Source organism: Roseateles subflavus, assembly GCF_030285365.1.
Classification (GTDB): domain Bacteria; phylum Pseudomonadota; class Gammaproteobacteria; order Burkholderiales; family Burkholderiaceae_C; genus Roseateles_B; species Roseateles_B subflavus.
The window spans coordinates 625,994-644,405 of sequence record NZ_JASVDS010000001.1 but is presented as its reverse complement, the minus strand read 5'-3'; the positions used below and the strand labels follow the sequence as shown (position 1 = coordinate 644,405).

The window sequence follows — 18,412 nt, the reverse complement described above, 5'->3', positions numbered from 1 at the left end:
TGACCCCATGGACCTGAAACACCGCCCTGTCACCGCCCACGACCGCGCCGCCACCGCGCCGACGGCCACCGTCGATGTTTGCGCCCACTCTCAAGAGAAGTCCTGCTGTGGCTCACACGAGCACGAGCACGAGCACGAGCACGAGCACGAGCACGAGCACGAGCACGAGCACGAGCACCCGCATGGCGCATGCGGCGGCGGCGCGAGCTGCGAACCCGTCCTTGCGCCGCCCGCGCCGCTGGCCGCGGTGGCCACCGGCCAGCAACGCCTGCGCCTGCACATCGCCGGCATGGACTGCCCGACGGAGGAAGCGCTGCTGCGCAAGCACCTGGCGGGCGAGCCGGCGATCCGCGCCCTGCATTTCGACCTGCTCGGGCGGGTGCTGAGCGTGGACCACGACGCCACGGACGGCACCGGCTTCGTCCAGGCCCTGCAGGCGCGCATCGGGGCCGCCGGGCTGGCCGCCGAGGTGCTGGAAGGCACGCGGGCGGCGCCCGAAGCGCCGGCCGTGCCCGTGCCGCTGCGCTGGCGCATGGGGGTGGCCGGCGTCGCGGCGATGGCGTCCGAGGGCCTGCACTACGTCGGCGCCGCCGAGCTGGCCGTGATCGCCTGCGCCGCGCTTGCCGTGCTGCTCGGCGGCCTGCCGACGCTGCGCAAGGGCTGGGTGGCGCTGCGCAGCCTCACGCTCAACATCCACCTGCTGATGAGCCTGGCCGTGATCGGCGCCCTCGTGCTGGGCCAGTGGCCGGAAGCCGCCATGGTGGTGTGGCTCTTCGGCCTGTCGGAGATGCTGGAGGCCCTGAGCCTGGCCCGCGCCCGCGACGCCATCCGCGCCCTCGGCGCCCTGGCCCCCGAGACCGCCTGGGTGCGGCTGCCGGACGGCCAATGGACGGAGCAACCCAGCGGGGCCGTGCCGCTCGGGGCCGTGCTGCGCATCCGGGCCGGCGAACGCGTGCCCCTGGACGGGCAGGTGATCGAGGGCCTGTCCAGCGTCAACGAGGCCGCGCTGACGGGCGAGAGCGTCCCCGTGCCCAAGCAGCCGGGTGACCCGCTGCTGGCCGGCTCGGTCAACGAGCTCGGCCTGCTGCTGATGACGGTGACCGCCGCGAAGGGGCAGACGCTGCTGGACCGCATGGCGCAGGCCGTGCAGGAAGCCCAGGCCCAGCGCGCGCCGACCCAGCGCTTCGTCGACCGCTTCGCGCGGGTCTACACGCCGATCGTCGTCGCGGCCGCGCTGCTGCTGGCCCTGCTGCCGCCGCTTTTGCTGGGCGACCCCTTCGCGCCCTGGGTCTACAAGGCGCTCGTGCTGATGGTCGTGGCCTGCCCCTGTGCGCTGGTGATCTCGACGCCGGTGACGGTGGTCAGCGCGCTGACGGCCGGCGCACGGCGGGGGCTGCTCATCAAGGGCGGGCTCTTCCTGGAGCAGGCCCACCGGCTGCGCAGCATCGCGCTGGACAAGACGGGCACGCTGACCGAGGGGCGGCCGGCGCTGGTCGGGCTGACCTCGCTGGGAGCCCTGGATGACGCCGCCCTGCTGCGCCACGCCGCAAGCCTGGATGCCGGGTCCCGCCATCCGCTGGCCCTCGCCCTGCTCGAGGCCGCCGCCGCGCAAGACCTGACCCTGCTGCCCCTGACCGGCTTCGAGACCCTGCCAGGCCGCGGCGTGCGCGCCTCGCTGGCGGATGACGCCTGGCAGCTTGGCAACGAGACGCTCGCCGGCGAGCTCGGGGCTCGCGATGCCACCGCCGACGCCGCCGCCCGCACCTGGAGCGAGGCCGGCTGCAGCGTGCTGTGGCTGCTGCGGCAGACGCCCACCGGCTGGCGCTGCGAAGGCCTGCTGGCGCTGCGCGACCGCCTGCGCGGCCACAGCGCCGGCGCGGTGAAGGCGCTGCAGGCGCGCGGCATCCAGGTGCACATGCTCAGCGGAGACCAGCGCGGCGCCGCCCTGGCCGCCGCCGGCGAGCTGGGCCTGCCCGAGGCGCAGGTCCAGGCCCCGCTCCTGCCCGAGCAGAAGCTGGAGGCGATCGCCCGCCTGCGCGAGCGCGGCCTCGTGGCCATGGTGGGCGACGGCGTGAACGACGCGCCGGCCCTGGCCCGCGCGGACATCGGCATCGCCATGGGTGCCGCCGGCACGGCCACCGCGCTGGAGACCGCCGACATCGCCCTCATGCAGGACGACCTGCGCCGCCTGCCCGAGCTGGTCGACCTCTCCCGCGACTGCAACCGCGTGCTGTGGCAGAACATCGCCCTGGCCCTCGGTCTGAAGGCCGTGGTGCTGGTCCTCACGCTCGCCGGGCTGGGCAGCCTGTGGCTGGCCGTCCTAGCCGACGCGGGCGCGGCGCTGCTGGTGGTGCTGCTGGGCCTGCGCCTGCTGCGCTGGCAGCCGCAGCGCTGAAAACGGTGCGATCAGCGCCCGATCGCCGCTGAATCGGGGCGCCACCCCTGTCGAAAGGCATGGGGTCTCGGGCCTGGACTTGGTAGGAACCCGCAGAAACACGCTGTAAACGCGCGGCGACAATCCCGCGTCCGCAAGCGGCACCGGTGTGGCTCGATGCCATGCAGGCGCTCCGCGGGTGCGAGCCGTCGCCACGCACCCTGCGGCTCTGCGGCCTCGCTGCCGCCCTGTGCCTGTTCCGCCCACCGGCGAAGCGGCCTGCCCCCGACCTGTCACCCAAAGGTTCTGTATGAGTTCTAACGTCCCGGCCGGCACCCTGCTCGGCCATCCGAAGGGCCTGTTCCTTCTGTTCGCCACGGAAATGTGGGAGCGCTTCAGCTACTACGGCATGCGCGCCCTGCTGGTGCTGACGCTCGTGGCCAGCACCACGGCCGCCAATCCCGGCTTCGGCTGGACGAACGCCGACGCCCTGAGCCTGTACGGCACCTTCACGGGCCTGTGCTACCTCACGCCGCTGTTCGGTGGCTGGATCGCCGACAACTTCCTGGGCCAGCGCAAGTCCATCATCCTCGGCGGCCTCATCATGGCCGCGGGCCAGTTCACGCTGTCCGCCGCCATCCCGGGCAACACCACGCTGTTCTATGTGGGCCTCGGCCTGCTGATCGTGGGCAACGGCTTCTTCAAGCCGAACATCTCGACCATGGTCGGTGACCTGTACGCACCGGGCGATGCCCGTCGCGATGCGGCCTTCACGATCTTCTACATGGGCATCAACGTCGGCGCCTTCATGGCCCCGCTGATCTGCTCCACGCTGGGCGAAAGCGCCGAATGGGGCTGGAAGTACGGCTACATGTCCGCCGGCATCGGGATGCTGGTGTCCGTCGTGACACAGCTGCTGCTGGCCCCGCGCCTGCTGGGCGACGTCGGCACGGAGCCGGGCGCCAAGCGCGCACTGCAGGCCAGCGGCGGCAAGAAGGAGCCGCTGACGCAGATCGAGTGGGACCGCATGCGCGTCGTCTTCGTGCTGTTCGTGTTCATCGTGATCTTCTGGACGGCCTTCGAGCAGGCCGGCGGTCTGCTGAACATCTACGCCTCCGAGAAGACCAACCGCTTCATCGGCGCCTTCGAGGTGCCGGCGGGCTGGTTCCAGTCGGTCAACGCCTTCTTCATCGTGCTGCTGGGCCCTGTCTTCGCCATGCTGTGGAGCCGCCTCGGCCGCGCCGGCAAGAACCCCAGCACCCCGACCAAGATGATCCTCGGCCTCGTGTTCACGGCCCTGGGCTTCCTCTTCATGGTGGGTGCGTCGATGGAGCAGTCCGGCAGCGGCAAGGCCGGCATGCACTGGCTGGTGCTGGCCTACCTGCTGCACACCATGGGCGAGCTGTGCATCTCCCCGGTGGGCCTGTCCATGGTCACCAAGCTGGCCCCGCTGCGCCTGGCGAGCCTGATGATGGGCGTGTGGTTCCTGATCAACGCCGTGGCGAACAAGCTGGCCGGCGTGGTCGGCGCCTATGCCGAGCAGGCGGGCGAGCTGACGATCTTCGGCGGCCTCACGGTCTTCCTGCTGGCCTTCGGCCTGGGCCTGTGGGCCATCTCCGGCAAGCTGGTCACCTGGACCCACGGCGCGGAAGACACCAAGGCCTGACGCCTCTACGCTTCACGAAAGGACGCGCTTCGGCGCGTCTTTTTTTTGCCCGGCCCACCCGCCGGTGCCCTCGCCAGCGCGGTTGGGCGGCTGTCAGGCACAGGCGCTATCCTGGCAGCGGACCCACAAGAAGGCCGAACGGCCCACGCCAGGGAGCGTCGCTACAAGCCGGAGACCGTCCATGCCGACCGTCTGCTCCCGCCGTTCGCTGCTGACCCGGGCCGGGCTTTCGCTGGCCGCGCCGGTCCTCGCGCCGATCGCCACGCCAGCCCGGGCCGGCACCGAGCCGCCGCTGCGGGTGCGGTATCCCCACATCGACGAGCGCCCCGCCGAGGCCTATGGCTACCAGGTGCTGCGCCTGGCCCTGGACCGTTCGGGCGAGCCCCACCGGCTGGCCGTGGCGGAGCAGCGCGGCTCGTCGCGCATGGCCATGCAGGCGATCCAGCGTGGGACGCTCGACATCGTGGACGCCGGCCTGTCACGCTGGATGAGCGATCCCTTCGACTACCTGCCCTTCCCGATCGACCAGGGCCTCGCCGGCTGCCGCCTGCTGCTGTGCCGGGCGGACACCGTGGCGCGCCTGGACGCGATGCGCGGCCTGGCGGATATGGCCTCGCTCGTCATCGGCCAGGGCGTGGGCTGGCCCGATGTGCACATCCTGCGCAGCGCCGGCCTGCAGGTGGTGGAGGGCGGCTTCCCGAGCCTCTGGCGCATGCTGCACAACGGCCGCTTCGACGTGCTGCCACTCGGCGCCGAGGAGGCGCACGAGCTGCTGCGCAAGCACCAGGCGGAGGCGCCCGACGTGCTCGTGCATCCGAACGTCGGGCTGTTCTATCCCTTCCCGCGGGTCTTCTTCTTCACCCGGGGCAACGAGCGCCTGAAGGCTGCCCTGCAGCGGGGCCTGGAAGCGGCACAGGCGGACGGCTCCCTGCGCGAGCTGCAGCTGCGCAGCCCCGGGCTCGGGCCGCTGCTGTCCGGCCAGCGGCGGGTGCCCGGCCACCTCGTCCCGCTGCCCAATCCCGGCTGGCCGGCGGCGCAGCCCTACCTGCCGCTGGACCGCTACCACCCCGCGCTGCGCGCGGCCATGCTGCAGCTGATGGACGCCCCGGCGGCCGGTCGCCCGCGTTGAGGGCGTGGGCGAGGGTGAGGGCCGCCCTCGCTACGATCGGGTCTTTTCACGCAGGAGCTTCCGCGCATGAAATCCATGGGCCAACGCGCCAGCGGCGCCCGCCTCGAACGCATGCAGGCCTCACCGCGCTGGGACGGGCAGGGCTTTCGCAATCTGCACCCGATTCCCCCCGGCCTGCGCGACGCGACCGGCCCGCGGGCCTCGATGCTGGAGATCCTCTGCCCCGATGGGCGACGCCGCCCGCCCGGCCCGCTGCCCACCGTGAACCCGCGCGAAACCTGGACGCACGCCCCGGCCAGCGGCCTGCGGGCCAGCTGGCTCGGCCATTCGAGCGTGCTCATCGAGATCGACGGGCTTCGCCTGCTGACGGACCCCGTGTGGGGCCCGCGCGTCTCGCCCTCGACGCTCGCCGGCCCCAAGCGCTACCAGCCGCCCCCCGTGCCGCTGCGAAGCCTGCCGCCGCTGGACGCCGTGCTGATCTCCCACGACCACTACGACCACCTGGACTACCCCACCGTCCGCGCCCTGGCCAAGCGGCCGCAGCCCTTCATCACCTCGCTCGGCGTGGGGGCGCACCTGCAGGCCTGGGGCATTCCGCCGGAGCGCATCATCGAGCTGGACTGGTGGGAGTCGCACACGCTGGCCGGCACCGACCTGCGCGTGCATGCGGCGCCTTCGCAGCATTTCTCGGGCCGGGGCCTGAAGGACCGCAACGCCACGCTGTGGTCCTCGTTCGTGATCGAGTCCCCGCGGCATCGGGTCTTCTTCAGCGGCGACACCGGCCTCAGCCGCGAGTACCTGGCCATCCGGGAGCGCTTCGGCCCGTTCGATCTCGTGATGCTGGAGGTGGGTGCCTACCACCCCTCGTGGGGCGACATCCACCTGGGCCCGGTGAACGCCCTGCAGGCCTGGGAGTGGCTGGGCGGCGGCGCCCTGCTGCCGGTGCACTGGGGCACCTTCAACCTGGCCACCCACGACTGGGACGAGCCCGCCGAGACCCTGCTGCAGCTGGCCCCCGCACGCGGTGTTCCCCTGCTGATGCCCCGCCTGGGCGAAGCCCTGGAGCCCGCGCGGGCCACGCCCGAGCCCGCCCCGTGGTGGCGGCTGGCGGGTCAGCCCACCACGCCGGCCGCCGCGCCCGCGGAGGCACCGCGCGTGCCGCGCTGGATGCCCTGGCCGCTGGACTGAGGGCCCCCTCAGCGCGGTGTCGTCAGCCAGGCCACGAGGCGGCGGGTCAGCGGGGCCATCAGCAGCACGGCAGGGAAGGCCACGGGCCAGGCATGCAGCCAGGCGCTGCGCCAGGCCAGGAGCCAGGGCCACGGATCCTGGATGTCAGCACGGGATGCGCTCCAGCTGGCGATGCCGGCGACCAGCGCGGACATCAGGCCTGACAGGATCAGGGCGAACAGGACCGGGGCGAAGCGGGCAGGCATCATGGCCGTCTCCCGCGCCTCAGGCCGCGCCCATGCGGTGCAGCGTCTCGGCCATGTGGCGGCCGAACAGGTGGGCGGTCTTGATGTCGCCAGGCTCGAAGGCATCCGCCGGCATCCCGTGGCCGGACTGCGCCATCAGCCCGGACCACGAGCCGAGCCGGTTGGCCGCCTCATGTTCCGGCACACCGGTGTGCTGCTCCGGCAGGATCGGATTGCCCACCCACACCATGCCGTGCTGCATGGCGAAGACGAAGAGCGAGGTCAGCGTGGACTGCTTGTCTCCCGAGGGCAGCGAGGAGACGGTGAAGCCGCCGGCCAGCTTGCCGCGCAGGCCTTGCTGGCGCCACATCCGCCCCGTGGCGTCCATGAAGCGCTTGAACTGCGAGGACACGCCGCCCAGGTAGGTGGGCGAGCCCATCAGCAGCCCGTCGTAGGCGGTGATGGCATCGGGGCTGTCGGCCAGTGTCTCGGCCTGCAGCAGGTCGACCTCCACGCCGGTCACGCCCCGCGCCCCCTCGACGATGTGGCGGGCGATGTGGGCCGTGTGCCCATGAGCGCTGTGATAGATGACGGCGAGCTTCTTCATGAGGGAGTACTCCTTGCGTTGGAATGAAGGGAAAAGGAAGACGGCACTCAGGCAGCGGCGCGCAGCAGCTGGATCGCCAGCGCGCTGAGGTAGAGGCCGAGGCCGAAGACGAGGTGGTTGACCGCGCTGCGCAGCACCTGGGGCCCCACCGGCCCCTTGCGCCGCCCCGCCAGGCCGGCGCCCATGGCCGGCTGCATGAGGAGCAGGGGCGCCGCCACGGTGGCCAGGCCCAGCAGCAGGGCTGGCGCCAGGCGGGGGGCGTCCAGCCAGGCGGGCCCCTGCCAGGCCAGCAGCAGGGCCGCGAAGAGCAGGCCCACGGCGTAGTGCACGAGCCAGCCCAGCGCCCGCTCGCCGCGCACGGGGCGGGCCTTCGCAATGGCCTCGTGCCGCCAGCGCCCCTGCGGCAGGTGCCCCGCCCAGCGGCCCAGCAGGGCGAAGTCCAGGGTCGCCACGCCGGCACGTCGCAGGCCCATGAGCCAGAGGTCCATCAGCGCCGTCGCCCCCGCGCCCAGGGCCAGGCCCTGCGCCAGGGTGGACAGCATGTCCGTCGATCCATTCATCACACACCTCCTGTGGATTGCGTCCTGCGCCCTCCGGCCACTTGACCTTCGAGCCCATGGAAGTCAGGATAGAAGTTGAAGTCAACTTCAAGTCAAGAGGTGTTCTGTGATGGATATCGCGGAGGTGGCACGTCGTTCCGGGGTGGCCGCCTCGACGCTGCGCTACTACGAGCGGCGCGGGCTCATCGCGCCGCTGGAACGTGAGGGGGCCGGCCGGCGGCGCTATCCGCCGGGCGTCATGAACCAGCTGGCCCTGATTGCGCTGGGGCAGGCCGCCGGGCTCTCGCTGGACGAGATCCGCACCATGGTGCTGCCCAATGGCGAGGCCAGCGTGGACCGCGGCCTGCTGGCGGCCAAGGCGGAGGCGATCGATGCCCAGGTGCTGCGCCTGCGTGCCGTGAGCCGCGGCCTGCGCCATGCCGCCGCCTGCCCGGCGCCCAGCCATGCGCAATGCCCCACCTTCCAGCGCCTGCTCAAGGCCGCGGCGGCGGGGGCGCTGGACCTGCAGCGCGAGGGCGGCGCGGCCCCGCCGGCGGAGCAGGCGCGGCGGGCCCGCAAGGCACGCCAGGCCCGGCCCAAGCCGCCAGCCGCCTGAGCGGCAGGTACCGCGCGGCGCCCCCTGCCGCTCAGGCGCGCAGCGGGTCGGCCGGCGCGTCCACCCGGGCCTTCTTGCGTTCGCGCTTGGACTCGTACATGCGCTGGTCGGCGCAGTCGATCAGCTGTTCGGCCTTGACCCCGTCCGCCGGGTGCATGGCGAATCCGCAGCTGGCCTGCACGGGATGGCGCTGGCCGCGGAAGACGAAGGGCTGGCGCAGGGCCTCCTGCAGGCGCAGCTCGAACCGGCGCACGCCGTCGGCATCGGACACCGAGGGCATCAGCAGCGCGAACTCATCGCCGCCGAGCCGGGCCACCACGTCCTCGCCGCGCGCCGTGTCCTTGAGGCGGCGGGCGAACTCCACCAGGGCAGCGTCGCCCACGCTGTGCCCGTGGTGGTCGTTGAGGGGCTTGAGCCCGTCCATGTCCAGCATCAGCACGGCCAGATGCTGCTGGGTGCGACGCGAACGCTGCAGGGCGCCGCGCAGCTGCTCCAGGAACATGGCGCGGTTGGCCACGCCGGTGAGGTCGTCATGGGTGGCCCGCTGGAAGAGGTCGTCCTGCCCATAGTGGGTGGCCCAGTACATGGCCGTGCCGACCACACGCGCCAGCAGGGTCAGCAGCTCGGCCTGCTTGGGCCCGAAATGGCCGACCTCGCGGGACATGGCCTTGAGCACGCCCACCGGCTGGCCCAGGTGCATCAGCGGCACCACGACCATGGAGCGCAGGCCCACGCGGCGGCAGGCGTCGCGGTCCACACGCGGATCCTCTTCGGCATCGGTGCAGGTCAGGGCTTCGTTGCGGCGCATGCATTCACCGGAGAGGCTGGCCATCAGCGCCACCTGCACGCCCAGCTGCGCGACGGCCGTGCCGCTGGCGGCGCGATAGCTGAGGCTGTCGCCCTCGGCGATCTCGATGACGGCGCCATCGGCAGCGACCAGCTCCAGGGTGGTCTGCGTCACCAGCTTCATGACGCCGGCCTGGTCCAGGCCCATCTCGGCCACCTGGCCATGGATGTCGATGATTCGAAGGAGTTCAGCCGCGGTCAGCATGGCGGCCTCCGGAAAGAGGGGGATGACTCCCTGGATCTGTCATCTGATTTTTGTTTGGAGACAATTTTAGACAGTCGCAGGACCCGCCGGCCACAGCACGCCCTCATTCAGGCCTTCAGCCCACGCCCCACGAGGCGCAGCCGCTGCCGGAATTCCTGCTTCAGCCGGTACAGCTGCGCCGGGCGGTGCGCCCCGTCCGCGCGCTTGCCACCGGGGACGGCGTCGAGGCAGTCCAGCTCGCCCATCTTGCGCCGGAAGCTCACGTGATTGACCGTCTCGCCCAACACCGCCTCGTAGACGGCCTGCAGCTCGGGCAGCGTGAACGGCGCCGGGCACAGGTGGGCCGGCAGTGAGGAATACAGGCTCTTGCCGCGCACGCGCTCGACGGCGGTCGCAATGATGCGCCCATGGTCAAAGGGCAGCGCAGGCAGGCGGTCCACGGGGCGCCAGTGGGCGGCGCGGACGGGCGCGCCCTGCGCGTCGAGCGTGCCCGCGTCCACCACGGCGAGGTAGGCCACCGACACGCTCCAGCCCCGCGGATCCCGCCCGGGGCCGCTGAAGGTGGCAAGCTGCTCCAGGTACAGGCCCTGCAGTCCCGCCTTGTCCTGCAGCACGCGCAGGGCGGCGTCCTCGCAGCTCTGGTCCTCGCCCGTGTGCACATAGCCGCCGGGCAGGGCCAGGGCGCCGGCAAAGGGCTCGCGGTCCCGCTTGAGCAGCAGGACCTGCAGCTGGCCCGCCTGGAGGGTCAGCAACACCAGGTCCACCGTGCAGATCAGCGGTTCAGGCGGCAAGGAGTAGTTTCTTGAAGTGCTCACCGAACACAGGATAGCGCTGTTCGGCGCTGGCGCCACGTCGGAACAAGCCCGATATCACGCGGAGATTCAGTTATTTGCATCATGAACTTAAGCAGGCGTATGATCGGGCCGTGACGCCAGAACCGCCCCGGAGGCCCCATGACCACCCAGCTGCTGCTCATCGATCCCCAGAATGACTTCTGCGACCTGCCCGAGGCCTGGCTGCCGCGGACCCCGGCGCTCGATCCTGCCGAGCAGCCGGCGCTGCCCGTGGCGGGGGCCCATGCCGACCTGATGCGCGCCGCGGCCCTGGTGGAGCGGCTGGGAGCCCGCCTGCAGGGCATCACGGTGACGCTGGACTCGCACCACCGCATCGACATCGCCCACCCCGGCTTCTGGCACGAACCGGCTCGTGCGGCCGCGCCGGCGCCGTTCACGACCATCACCGCCGCCCAGGTGCGCGCGGGGGCCTACGCCCCGCGCGAGGCCGGCGCGCTGCCGCGCGTGCTCGACTACCTGGACGCGCTCGAGGCCACGGGCCGCTACACGCTGATGGTGTGGCCGGTGCACTGCCAGATGGGCAGCTGGGGCCAGGCCGTGCATGCCGGCCTGCAGCGCGCGCTGGACCGCTGGGCGGACGCGCAAGGCCGCTCGGTGCAGATCGTCAGCAAGGGCGAGAACCCCTGGACGGAGCACTACAGCGCCCTGCAGGCCGAGGTGCCCGATGCGGCGGATGCGCGCACCCAGCTCAACGAACGCCTGCTGGCCGCGCTCGACGAGGCGGACGAGCTGCTCATCGCCGGCGAGGCGGGCAGCCACTGCGTGAAGGCGACGGTCGAGCACCTGGTCGAGCACCTGCCGTCCGGCCGCTGTACCAAGCTCGTGCTGCTGCGCGACTGCATCAGCCCCGTGGGCGGCTTCGAGGCGGCCCAGGCGGCCTTCTTCGCCGCCATGCAGGCGCGCGGCGTGCGCCTGGCCCTGAGCACCGACTTCTGAAGGATCCGCCCATGAGCGCTCCGGCCCCCGTGATCTCCAGCCTGCTGGACACCGACCTCTACAAGTTCACGATGTGGCAGGCGCTGCTGCACCGCCATCCGCAGACGCAGGCGGAATACCGCTTCGTGTGCCGCAACACGCCGGCCTTCCCGCTCAGCGAACTGAAGGCCGAGGTGGAGCGGGAGCTCGACGCCCTGTGCACCCTGAGCCTGCAGCCCGAGGAGCTGGCCTATCTGCAGGGCCTGCGATTCATCAAGAGCGACTTCGTCGACTTCCTGCGGCTCTTCCGCTTCCAGCGCGCCTTCATCGAGGTGACGACCGACGGCGACGCCCTGCACATCGTCGCCCGCGGCCCCCAGGTCCATGTGATGGGCTTCGAGATCCCGGTGCTGGCGATCGTCAACGAGCTCTACTTCCGCCGCCTGGACACCCCCGCCGTACGCGCCGAGGGCCAGCGCCGGCTGGACGCCAAGATCGCGACGCTGCAGGCCTTTGCCGACGAGTCCGCGCGCTACCGCCATCCCTTCGAGCTCTTCGACTTCGGCCTGCGCCGCCGCTACGCCGGCGCCTGGCAGCGCGAGGTGGTGCGCCAGCTGCGCGACGCCCTGCCGCAGCACTTCAAGGGCAGCTCCAACGTGATGCTGGCGCGCGAGCTGGGGCTCGTGCCCATCGGCACCATGGCACACGAGTACCTCCAGACCTTCCAGGCCCTCGGCACCGTGCGCCTGCGCGACCACCAGAAGGCCGCGCTCGAGGACTGGGTGCAGGAGTACCGCGGGGACCTCGGCATCGCCCTCACCGACGTCGTGGGCATGGATGCCTTCCTGGCGGACTTCGACCTCTACTTCGCCAAGCTCTTCGACGGCCTGCGCCACGACAGCGGGGACCCCGTCGTCTGGGGCGAGAAGGCCCTGGCCCACTACGCCAGCCTGCGCATCGATGCCCACACCAAGCGCCTCGTGTTCAGCGACGGCCTGAGCGTGGACAAGGCCATCGCCCTGTACCGCCACTTCGCGGACCGCGTGCAACTGGGCTTCGGCATCGGCACCCACCTGAGCAACGACCTCGGCCTCACGCCGCTGAACATCGTCATGAAGCTGACGCATGCCAACGGCCAGCCCGTGGCCAAGCTCAGCGACAGCCCGGGCAAGACCCTGTGCGACGACGAGACCTTCCTGGCCTATCTGCGGCAGGTGTTCGGGGTGAAGCCGCTGTGAGGCCGGCCGATGCGACTCAGCAGCCCTGGATGGTGTGCCCGATCACGCGCAGGGTGCCGCCCTCGACGATGTAGCGCACCGTGCAGCTGAACGCCGGGCGCTTGTCGCCGGTCGTGCGGCCGGACTTCGAGTACTGGTAGTCGAGCGCGCCGTCGTTGCGCAGGTCGATGGACTCCGGCTTGCCGAGCTTGCGGACGAGCTCCTGCACCGTCGCGCCATGCCAGGCATCGAGCGACTTGTCGAAGTCGCTGCGGCGCTGCTGGTCCGCCGTGCGCCCCGCCGGCGGCACCGTGCCGGACGGCGTGACGGAGGACGGTGTGCTGCATCCGCCCAGCGCGAGCGCGGTGGCCAGGCCCAGGCACAGCAGCGTCCGGGTGGTCGGCAGGCGGGGGGGCCGGGGCGCGGGGGTCGGCCGAGGCGGGTGGAGGATCGTCTTCACGCCTCGCAGCCTACGCTGCCACACGGCGCAAGCTCGTAGCGAGACGTAAATTGCGTGTGAGCTGGCTGCAGCCGGTGCGGACCTGCCCCGGAGCGCCGGATGCACACGCTTACAGCCCCGCCGGATCACCGCACCGGCGCCGCGTGCGGCGGCCTACCATTCATGCGCCCCTGTCGAATCAAGCGGGCCGGCAGACCCTGGCAGAGCGGCCTGCAGCCCGCCCACCCTCCGGAGGCGATCATGCTGAAGCACCCGATTTTCCGGGCCCCTCGCGCCGGCCTCGCGGCTCACCTCACCCCGCCTCTCATCCCCACACCTCGTGCAGCGCCTGCCGCAGGAGGCCCAGCGCGTCGTCGAGGTCCGCCGCGCTGATGTTCAGCGCGGGCATGAAGCGCAGCAGGTTCGGGCGCGGCGCGTTGAGCAGCAAGCCCGCAGGCGCGAGGGAGCTCGCCGCCTCCACGACGGCAGCCGCATCGTCGGACGGCAGCTGCAGCGCCCGCAGCAGGCCCAGGCCGCGCTCGCCCGGGCAGCCGAAGTCCCGTGCAATCGCCTGCAGGCCGCGCGAGAGCTGCTCGCCGCGCTGCCGTACGTCCGCGAGGAAGTCCGCACGGCACACCTCGTTCACGACGGCCAGACCGACCGCCGCCATCAGCGGATTGCCACAGAAGGTGCCGCCCTGGTCCCCCGGCTCGAAGCAGTTGAAGCGTTCCTTGCACAGCAGCGCGGACAGCGGCACGCCACCGCCGATGCCCTTGGCGAGCGTCATGAGGTCCGGCTCGATGCCGTACTGCTCATAGGCGAAGGCCGTGCCGCAGCGGCCGATGCCGGTCTGCACCTCGTCGGCGATCAGCAGCAGGTCGTGCGCCGTGCACAAGGCTCGCAGCTCCCGCACGAAGCCGGCATCGACCAGGTTGACGCCGGCCTCGCCCTGCACGAACTCCAGCATCACGGCCACCGTGGCCGGCGTGAGGGCGCGGCGCACGGACTCGATGTCATGGAGCCGGGCCTTCGCGAAGCCGGTGGGCATCGGCGCATAGAGCCGGTCCCAGCCGGGCTTGCCCGAGGCGCTCATCATGGCGAGCGTACGCCCGTGGAAGCCATCGTGGAAGTTGATGACCTCGTGGGCGCCGCCCTTCATCTTCTGCCCCCAGCGACGGGCCAGCTTCACGGCGCCCTCGTTGGCCTCGGCGCCGGAGCTGGCCAGGAAGACGCGGTCGAAGCAACTCAGCTCGGTCAGGCGCCGAGCGAGGTCCAGCATGGGGCGGCTGTAATAGGCCGGCCCGGGGTTCAGCAGCCGGCCCGCCTGGGAGGCCAGCGCCTCGGCCACGAGCGCCGGGCTGTGCCCGAGGCTGTTGACCGCCCAGCCCTGCACGAGGTCCAGGTAGCGCCGGCCGCTGTCGTCCACGAGCCAGGATCCGTCGCCATGGACGAAGACCCGTGGCGGCCGCTGGGTGATGGTGAGGAGATGGCGGTCAAGGGCGGGCGAGCGATCGTCAGTCATGGGATTCGGTCCAGTCGAAGTCGAGTTGTCGGGCGGTGCGCAGGGCCAGCGCGCGGCTGTGCAGCCGCTCCACGAGGTGCAGGCTCATGTCGATGCCCGCGGAGATGCCGGCGGAGGTGACCACAGGGCCGGCATCGACCCAGCGCCGCCCTTCCACCACACGCAGCCCGGGGCGCAGGCGGCGCAGGGCGTCCAGGTCCTCCCAGTGCGTGGTGGCCTCGCGCCCGTCCAGGACGCCGGCCTGTGCCAGCAGCAGCGCGCCGGTGCACACCGAGGCCAGCAGCGGGACCGTGCGGGCCTGCGCGGCGATCCACGCCAGCAGCGCGGTGTTGCCCAGCTCGGCGTCGATCACGCCCCCCGGGACGATGAGGCAGTCCAGCGGCGGATGCGCGTCCAGCGTGCCCTCCGGCTGCAATGCCAGGCCCGCGCGGGCCCGCACGGGGTCGGCCCGGCTGGCCAGCGTGCGGACCGTGAAAAGCGGCGGGGCGCCGGCATGCATCCGGGCGTGCATGCGGGTCGCGGTGGTGAAGACCTCGTAGGGCCCGGCCATGTCGAGGAGCTCCACCTCGTCGAAGATCAGAAGGCCGATGGTCAGGGGATGCGCAGGCATGGCAGGGCGGCCGCGGCGAGCCGATGAAGCAGGGGAGTCGTCAGTATCCGGATCCGTCGGCATGACTGCCAGGACGCTGTTCCCACCTTTTCTGCCATCCGCCACCGCGCGCCTGGATGCCACAATGCCGCATGGCCTGCCGCATCGTCTTCGTGCTCTTTCCCGGCTTCCAGCAGCTGGACCTGGCCGGCCCCATGGCCGTGTTCGAAGTGGCGCGGCTGGCGCAGCCGGGCAGCTACGACTGGCGCCTGGCGGCTCGTGCCCCCGGCCCCGTGCGCAGCTCGGCCGGGGTGGCCTGGCCCGTGGAATCGCTGCCGCGCGCCTGCGGCCGCAGCGACCTGGTCATGGTGATCGGCGGCGACGGCGTGGACGCCGCCTGCCAGGACCTGCCCCTCGTCCGGTGGCTGCAGCGGGCCAGCCGGAGCGGGGCGCGGATCGCCAGCATCTGCAGCGGCAGCCTGCTGCTGGCCGCCGCGGGGCTGCTGGACCACCGCGCCGCGACCACGCACTGGTCGCGCAGCCGGCAGTTCGCCACCGAACACCCGGCCGTGCGCCTGCAGCCGGACCGCATCTACGTGCGGGAACCGGCCACCCGCCGCCACCGCCCGCAGCGCCCCGAGCTCTGGACCAGCGCCGGCATGACCGCCGGCATCGACCTCTGCCTGGCGCTGGTCGCCCACGACTGCGGCGAGGAGGTCGCGCGCGAGGCGGCCCGGCAGCTGGTGGTCGAACGGCGCCGGCCGGGCGGGCAGTCGCAGTTCTCCCCGCTGCTGGAGGCGCAGCGGCCGGAGGGGCGCTTCGGGGCGCTGCTCGACTACGTCCGCCAGCACCTGCACCTGCCCCTCGGCGTGGAAGACCTGGCGGCCCAGGCCTGCATGAGCCCGCGCCACTTCGCGCGCTGCTTCCGGGACGAGACGGGCACCACGCCGGCCCAGCTGGTGGAACGCCTGCGCCTGGAGGCGGCACGCGCGGCACTGGAGGGCGGCTCGCCGTCGGTGCAGCGCATTGCGCAGGACTGCGGCTTCGGCAGCACCGAACGCATGCGCCGCGCCTTCCAGCGCTGGCTCGGACGCCCTCCCGCGGCCTTCCGCAAGGCCGGCGCCGGGCAGTGAGCCGGCACGCCTGAGCGGGCGTGGCAGCGCCGCCCTGCACCACGCTGTCAACGCCGGCACGGGCGGCGCCGTTCAGGACTGACCGATCCCCTCCACCGGTCGGCGCCTCCGGCACCCCTCACCATGACGCAACTGACCCTCACCTTCCACGGCACTCCCGGCAACGCCCGCCGGGCCCTGGGCGAACTGCTGCAGCGCTTCCGCTCGGCCTACTTCGTGGAACGCTCCAGCAACGAGTACCTCGTGACGGCCGACGACGTCACCGCCGCCGAGCTGGCCCGGCAGGCCGACTGGTCCGCCCGTCAGGCCCCGGCGCCGACCCGCCTGCGCACGCGCTGAGGTCGGCGGCCGTCCCGCAGCCAGTGCGGCGATGATGCGGTCCTGTCGAAACCCGCCTGCGTCGTTCGTCGTAGGCATGGCAACCCCGCCAGGCTTCACCCCAAGGACCGCCCATGAAACCGCTGCTGCTCGCCTCCGCCCTGCTCGCCACCGCCACGCAGGCGGCGCCCGCCACCTACGAGATCGACCCCACCCACACCTATCCCAGCTTCGAGGCCGACCACATGGGCATGTCCTACTGGCGCGGCAAGCTGAACCGCAATGCCGGCACCATCGTCTATGACAAGGCCACCGGCGCGGGCAGCGTCGACGTGCAGATGGACCTGGCCAGCATCGACTTCGGCCTGGAGGCCATGAACGCCTGGGCCCGCGGCAAGGACTTCTTCAACGTCGAGAAGAACCCCTGGGCCACCTTCAAGGGTCGCTTCGACGCCATCCAGGCCGGGGTGCCGACCCAGGTGCTGGGCGAGCTGACGCTCAATGGCAAGACCCGGCCCCTGACGCTCACCCTCCGCCAGCTCAAGTGCATGCCGCACCCCATGCTCAAGCGCGACTTCTGCGGCGCCGACGCCGCCGGCAGCTTCCAGCGCGACGAGTTCGGTCTCGCCGCCGGCAAGGACTGGGGCTTCAAGATGGAGGTCCAGCTGCGCATCCAGGTGGAGGCGGTGGCCCGCGAGTGAGGCGGCGCCCGTCGACGCGCTCGCACGGAAGGCTGCGGCTTCGCGCCGATTCGAACTGTGACGATGGGTTCTGGTCACTGGCTCACGCCATGAGCCAGCGGACGCTGACACTGACTTCACCCGAGCGCCATCGCCCCTGCGGCGGCCTCGGTCCACCGTCAACGTTCGGAAGGACCTCCTCATGATGAAGAAGCACGCGCTGCGCCTGGCCGCCATCGGCCTGACCTCCTGCCTGGCCTGGGGCCTGAGCGCCTCGGCCGCCCTGGCTGCCGGCTGGACGCTCACGGATCTGGGCACCCTGGGTGGGGCCAGCAGCGCCGCCAATGGCCTGAACAACGCCGGGCAGGTGGTGGGCTACGCGGAAGCTGCCGACGGCACGCCCTATCCCGCCATCTGGACCGGCGGCGTCGCCACGGCCCTCAGCGCCCGCCCCGGTCGAGCCCTGGCGGTGAGCCCCACGGGCGTCGCGGCCGGCAATGTGATGGACGCCGCCGGCCTCCGCCTGGACGCCACCTTGCTGAGCGGGGGCGGCGCCCTGGACCTGGGCACCTTCGGCGGAAGCTTCAGCACCGTCGCGGCCGTCAACGACCTGGGGCAGGTGGTGGGTTACGCCCGCACCGCTGACGAACGGGACCACGCCTTCCTGGCGACCGCCTCCGGCATGCGGGACCTTGGCACCTATGGCGGCCTGTACAGCTATGCCTACGGCATCAACCAGGCCGGGCTTGTCGTCGGCAGCGCCTATGACGCCACCGGCACGTCGCGCTGCTTCCTCACGACGGGCCAGGGTCTCGTCGATCCCGGCACGCTGGGCGGCCGCTTCTGCCACGCGATGGCGGTCAACGACGCCGGCCAGGTCACCGGCGCGAGCACCAACGGTGCGGGCCTCGGCCATGCCTTCGTGTTCGACAGTCGCGGCATGGTGGACCTCGGCACGCTGGGGGGCACCAGCAGCGTCGGCTACGCCATCAACCGGCACGGGCAGGTGGCGGGCTCGGCGCGCACACCGGCGGGGCTGCTGCACGCCTTCCTGCACGACGGCACCCGCATGATCGACCTCGGCACCCTCGGCGGAACCACCAGCACGGCATTGGGCATCAATGCCGCCGGGCAGGTCGTCGGCCATGCCACGCTGGCCAATGGCAGCCGGCAGCCCTTCCTCTACTCGAATGGCGTGATGCTCAACGTGAACACGCTGGTCCCCGGCCTGACGAACGTCGATGCCACCCGTCTGTTCCTGAACGACGCCGGCCAGCTGGCGGGGACCGGCACCATCGGCGGGAAGCAGCGTGCCTTCCTGCTGACGCCGATGCCGTGAGGGGGCGCCGGG

The 18,412-nt window shown here is 71.9% G+C and carries 19 protein-coding genes; 11 read left to right on the top strand and 8 right to left on the bottom strand.

What is annotated here, in order from left to right; all coding sequences use genetic code 11:
* Positions 1 to 7: 7 nt before the first annotated feature.
* From QRD43_RS03045 to QRD43_RS03030, 4 genes are all read left to right on the top strand, one after another.
* Positions 8 to 2,395: a heavy metal translocating P-type ATPase gene (locus tag QRD43_RS03045; RefSeq protein ID WP_285980998.1), complete on the top strand. Its 2,388-nt coding sequence runs from the start codon at positions 8 to 10 to the stop codon at positions 2,393 to 2,395.
* A 289-nt stretch (positions 2,396 to 2,684) separates the two neighbouring features.
* Positions 2,685 to 4,040, top strand: coding sequence for a peptide MFS transporter (locus QRD43_RS03040; RefSeq protein WP_285980997.1), 1,356 nt, complete (start codon positions 2,685 to 2,687; stop codon positions 4,038 to 4,040).
* Positions 4,041 to 4,221: 181 nt separating this feature from the next.
* Positions 4,222 to 5,169 carry a type 2 periplasmic-binding domain-containing protein gene (locus QRD43_RS03035; RefSeq protein ID WP_285980996.1) on the top strand — a complete coding sequence of 316 codons (948 nt, stop codon included), beginning with the start codon at positions 4,222 to 4,224 and terminating at the stop codon, positions 5,167 to 5,169.
* A gap of 66 nt (positions 5,170 to 5,235) precedes the next feature.
* Positions 5,236 to 6,357: an MBL fold metallo-hydrolase gene (locus tag QRD43_RS03030; protein WP_285980995.1), complete on the top strand. Its 1,122-nt coding sequence runs from the start codon at positions 5,236 to 5,238 to the stop codon at positions 6,355 to 6,357.
* An 8-nt stretch (positions 6,358 to 6,365) separates the two neighbouring features.
* Here QRD43_RS03030 and QRD43_RS03025 read toward each other — a convergent pair whose 3' ends face one another.
* The 3 genes from QRD43_RS03025 to QRD43_RS03015 are packed head-to-tail and all read right to left on the bottom strand — an operon-like array spanning position 6,366 to position 7,748.
* The gene (locus tag QRD43_RS03025) at positions 6,366 to 6,605 is read right to left on the bottom strand and encodes a DUF2798 domain-containing protein (protein ID WP_285980994.1); all 240 of its coding nucleotides are present in this window, start codon (positions 6,603 to 6,605) and stop codon (positions 6,366 to 6,368) included.
* Positions 6,606 to 6,621: 16 nt separating this feature from the next.
* Entirely contained in the window at positions 6,622 to 7,188 is a 567-nt protein-coding gene (locus QRD43_RS03020) for a flavodoxin family protein (protein ID WP_285980993.1), read from the bottom strand.
* A 47-nt stretch (positions 7,189 to 7,235) separates the two neighbouring features.
* Positions 7,236 to 7,748, bottom strand: coding sequence for a DUF2938 family protein (locus QRD43_RS03015; protein WP_285980992.1), 513 nt, complete (start codon positions 7,746 to 7,748; stop codon positions 7,236 to 7,238).
* Between the two features lie 109 nt (positions 7,749 to 7,857).
* Between QRD43_RS03015 and QRD43_RS03010 the strand changes: the two genes are divergently transcribed.
* Complete coding sequence (locus QRD43_RS03010) at positions 7,858 to 8,343, top strand: helix-turn-helix domain-containing protein (RefSeq protein ID WP_285980991.1); 486 nt, start codon at positions 7,858 to 7,860, stop codon at positions 8,341 to 8,343.
* A 31-nt stretch (positions 8,344 to 8,374) separates the two neighbouring features.
* Here the strand turns inward: QRD43_RS03010 and QRD43_RS03005 are convergent, their stop codons facing one another.
* Positions 8,375 to 9,394: a GGDEF domain-containing protein gene (locus QRD43_RS03005; protein ID WP_285980990.1), complete on the bottom strand. Its 1,020-nt coding sequence runs from the start codon at positions 9,392 to 9,394 to the stop codon at positions 8,375 to 8,377.
* Positions 9,395 to 9,501: 107 nt separating this feature from the next.
* A complete protein-coding gene (locus tag QRD43_RS03000) occupies positions 9,502 to 10,185 on the bottom strand; it encodes an NUDIX hydrolase (protein WP_285980989.1) in 684 nt (227 codons plus the stop codon).
* Between the two features lie 162 nt (positions 10,186 to 10,347).
* Between QRD43_RS03000 and QRD43_RS02995 the strand changes: the two genes are divergently transcribed.
* Entirely contained in the window at positions 10,348 to 11,184 is an 837-nt protein-coding gene (locus QRD43_RS02995; protein ID WP_285980988.1) for a cysteine hydrolase family protein, read from the top strand.
* A gap of 11 nt (positions 11,185 to 11,195) precedes the next feature.
* The gene (gene pncB, locus QRD43_RS02990) at positions 11,196 to 12,401 is read left to right on the top strand and encodes a nicotinate phosphoribosyltransferase (RefSeq protein WP_285980987.1); all 1,206 of its coding nucleotides are present in this window, start codon (positions 11,196 to 11,198) and stop codon (positions 12,399 to 12,401) included.
* A 16-nt stretch (positions 12,402 to 12,417) separates the two neighbouring features.
* Here pncB and QRD43_RS02985 read toward each other — a convergent pair whose 3' ends face one another.
* From QRD43_RS02985 to QRD43_RS02975, 3 genes are all read right to left on the bottom strand, one after another.
* Positions 12,418 to 12,840, bottom strand: a complete 423-nt coding sequence (locus QRD43_RS02985) for a hypothetical protein (RefSeq protein WP_285980986.1) — start codon at positions 12,838 to 12,840, stop codon at positions 12,418 to 12,420.
* 304 nt (positions 12,841 to 13,144) lie between these two features.
* Positions 13,145 to 14,341, bottom strand: coding sequence for an acetylornithine transaminase (locus QRD43_RS02980; RefSeq protein WP_285980985.1), 1,197 nt, complete (start codon positions 14,339 to 14,341; stop codon positions 13,145 to 13,147).
* Entirely contained in the window at positions 14,334 to 14,951 is a 618-nt protein-coding gene (locus QRD43_RS02975) for a DJ-1/PfpI family protein (protein ID WP_285980984.1), read from the bottom strand. Before QRD43_RS02975 ends, QRD43_RS02980 begins: the two co-directional genes overlap by 8 nt.
* Positions 14,952 to 15,082: 131 nt before the next feature.
* On the opposite strand from QRD43_RS02975, the gene QRD43_RS02970 reads away from it, so the two are divergent.
* The 4 genes from QRD43_RS02970 (at position 15,083) to QRD43_RS02955 (ending at position 18,400) form a co-directional block, all read left to right on the top strand.
* A complete protein-coding gene (locus QRD43_RS02970) occupies positions 15,083 to 16,063 on the top strand; it encodes a GlxA family transcriptional regulator (RefSeq protein WP_285980983.1) in 981 nt (326 codons plus the stop codon).
* A 123-nt stretch (positions 16,064 to 16,186) separates the two neighbouring features.
* Positions 16,187 to 16,402: a hypothetical protein gene (locus QRD43_RS02965; RefSeq protein WP_285980982.1), complete on the top strand. Its 216-nt coding sequence runs from the start codon at positions 16,187 to 16,189 to the stop codon at positions 16,400 to 16,402.
* A gap of 113 nt (positions 16,403 to 16,515) precedes the next feature.
* A complete protein-coding gene (locus tag QRD43_RS02960; RefSeq protein WP_285980981.1) occupies positions 16,516 to 17,082 on the top strand; it encodes a YceI family protein in 567 nt (188 codons plus the stop codon).
* A gap of 181 nt (positions 17,083 to 17,263) precedes the next feature.
* On the top strand, positions 17,264 to 18,400 hold the full coding sequence (locus QRD43_RS02955; protein WP_285980980.1) for a hypothetical protein: 1,137 nt from the start codon (positions 17,264 to 17,266) through the stop codon (positions 18,398 to 18,400).
* The last annotated feature ends 12 nt before the right edge of the window (positions 18,401 to 18,412 follow it).

Bases quoted from the DNA above. Each gene is read 5' to 3' on its own strand.
- QRD43_RS03045 (WP_285980998.1), top strand. From the start codon at position 8: ATGGACCTGAAACACCGCCCTGTCACCGCCCACGACCGCGCCGCCACC.
- QRD43_RS03040 (WP_285980997.1), top strand. From the start codon at position 2,685: ATGAGTTCTAACGTCCCGGCCGGCACCCTGCTCGGCCATCCGAAGGGC.
- QRD43_RS03035 (WP_285980996.1), top strand. From the start codon at position 4,222: ATGCCGACCGTCTGCTCCCGCCGTTCGCTGCTGACCCGGGCCGGGCTT.
- QRD43_RS03030 (WP_285980995.1), top strand. From the start codon at position 5,236: ATGAAATCCATGGGCCAACGCGCCAGCGGCGCCCGCCTCGAACGCATG.
- QRD43_RS03025 (WP_285980994.1), bottom strand. From the start codon at position 6,605: ATGATGCCTGCCCGCTTCGCCCCGGTCCTGTTCGCCCTGATCCTGTCA.
- QRD43_RS03020 (WP_285980993.1), bottom strand. From the start codon at position 7,188: ATGAAGAAGCTCGCCGTCATCTATCACAGCGCTCATGGGCACACGGCC.
- QRD43_RS03015 (WP_285980992.1), bottom strand. From the start codon at position 7,748: ATGAATGGATCGACGGACATGCTGTCCACCCTGGCGCAGGGCCTGGCC.
- QRD43_RS03010 (WP_285980991.1), top strand. From the start codon at position 7,858: ATGGATATCGCGGAGGTGGCACGTCGTTCCGGGGTGGCCGCCTCGACG.
- QRD43_RS03005 (WP_285980990.1), bottom strand. From the start codon at position 9,394: ATGCTGACCGCGGCTGAACTCCTTCGAATCATCGACATCCATGGCCAG.
- QRD43_RS02995 (WP_285980988.1), top strand. From the start codon at position 10,348: ATGACCACCCAGCTGCTGCTCATCGATCCCCAGAATGACTTCTGCGAC.
- pncB (WP_285980987.1), top strand. From the start codon at position 11,196: ATGAGCGCTCCGGCCCCCGTGATCTCCAGCCTGCTGGACACCGACCTC.
- QRD43_RS02980 (WP_285980985.1), bottom strand. From the start codon at position 14,341: ATGACTGACGATCGCTCGCCCGCCCTTGACCGCCATCTCCTCACCATC.
- QRD43_RS02975 (WP_285980984.1), bottom strand. From the start codon at position 14,951: ATGCCTGCGCATCCCCTGACCATCGGCCTTCTGATCTTCGACGAGGTG.
- QRD43_RS02970 (WP_285980983.1), top strand. From the start codon at position 15,083: ATGGCCTGCCGCATCGTCTTCGTGCTCTTTCCCGGCTTCCAGCAGCTG.
- QRD43_RS02965 (WP_285980982.1), top strand. From the start codon at position 16,187: ATGACGCAACTGACCCTCACCTTCCACGGCACTCCCGGCAACGCCCGC.
- QRD43_RS02960 (WP_285980981.1), top strand. From the start codon at position 16,516: ATGAAACCGCTGCTGCTCGCCTCCGCCCTGCTCGCCACCGCCACGCAG.
- QRD43_RS02955 (WP_285980980.1), top strand. From the start codon at position 17,264: ATGATGAAGAAGCACGCGCTGCGCCTGGCCGCCATCGGCCTGACCTCC.